The sequence below is a fragment of the Halopseudomonas xiamenensis genome (genome assembly GCF_014219065.1).
Classification (GTDB): Bacteria; Pseudomonadota; Gammaproteobacteria; order Pseudomonadales; family Pseudomonadaceae; genus Halopseudomonas; species Halopseudomonas xiamenensis.
In genome coordinates this window covers 1-1,371 of record NZ_JACLGO010000063.1, presented here as the reverse complement: position 1 = coordinate 1,371, position 1,371 = coordinate 1, and the positions used below count along the sequence as shown (strand labels likewise).

Here is a 1,371-nt window from a genome sequence, read left to right as displayed (position 1 = left end):
GTCATTGCGTATAGGGACTCCTCCCCGGTTGCAAGCTCCGATGGTTGAAAAACATAAAGCCGATGCGTGCGTATAGTCGGTCTCTCAATGGGGTAGCTATCCCCTGACCCTGATGAACGTCGCGCACCTTCTCTCCTCGGCGAGCGTGAGACCTTTCAGCCGTCGCAATGACCAGGTTTGGAGAAGGTCGGTCTGACCTGTTTTTCATCTCTCGTTGCTCGGCAACGTGGTAGTGGCCCTCAGGCCGACATGCTCTGTTTAACCTGCCTCCTGTTATCCGGGAATCAGGTCGGGGTACTTATCCACTCTTTCTGGTACGCCTGTCCGTGATGTAGCATCGCCCAGGCGGTGCGTACCGTCTTGTTGGCCAGCGCGACGGCAGCCCTGTTCTTGCCCGTGCGACTGACCAGAGCCCGTAGCCAGCGGCTCTTGGCATCCTGCTTATCACCCAGTGACTTGAGTACCGCATGCGCTCCGCGGATCAAGGTGGCCTTGAGCTGGGGCTGGCCGGTACGCCCAATCCCTGTCAGCGTTACCTCACCGCCACTGCTGTACTGCCGGGGTGTGAGCCCCAGATACGCCGAGGCCTGTCGTCCCTTGCTGAAGGCATGGCCGTTACCCAGCGCGCTATACAGCATGGTCGCCCCCACGGGGCCAACGCCCTCCAGAGCCAGCAGCGCTCGACAGGCGGCAACGCTACGGCTCATCCGCTCCACGCGCTTGTCCAGTGCATCAATGCGCCCATTCAGCCGTGCCAGTTCAATCATCTGCTCTGTCAATAGCTCGCGCATCAAGACGGTCAACTCGTTGTCTGCATCCTCCAGAGCGCGCCAGACGCTCTGCCGCAGGCTCTTCTGCCCACGACCACTGGCCACGCCATACTCCTGCAGCAACCCATGGGTCTGGTTGATCAGTTGGGTACGCTGCCTGATGCACACCTCACGGACCCGGTGCAGGCTCTGGATATCCTGCTGCTCCAGGCTCTTGATCGGTACGAAGCGCATGTTCGGGCGTTGTCCGGCCTCGGCGATGGCCAGCGCATCATTGGCGTCGGTCTTGTGCCCCTTGCGAAAGGGCGTGACGAACTGCGGCGCCATCAGATGCACCTCATGCCCCATGGCGTGTAACTGCCGTGCCCAGTAATGTGCTCCACCGCAGGCTTCCATGAACACCCGGCAGGGTGGCTGGCGGCGCATATAATCGAGAACCTGATTTCGTCTGAGTGTCTTGTTGGAGCGAACCTGTTGATTACGCGTGTCTATGTTGCACGCCTGAAAAACGCTCTTTGCCAGATCAAGGCTGATCACCGTATGCTTGTTCATGACTCCTCCTCCTCCTTCCTATTGGTTTTTTCGCTAACTACCAATTCTG

General features: G+C 59.2%; 1 protein-coding gene. It reads right to left on the bottom strand.

Annotated elements, in window-relative coordinates; genetic code table 11:
• Window positions 1-284: 284 nt before the first annotated feature.
• On the bottom strand, window positions 285-1,322 hold the full coding sequence (locus tag H6X51_RS19800) for an IS110 family RNA-guided transposase (protein WP_185269128.1): 1,038 nt from the start codon (window positions 1,320-1,322) through the stop codon (window positions 285-287).
• Between the last annotated feature and the right edge of the window lie 49 nt (window positions 1,323-1,371).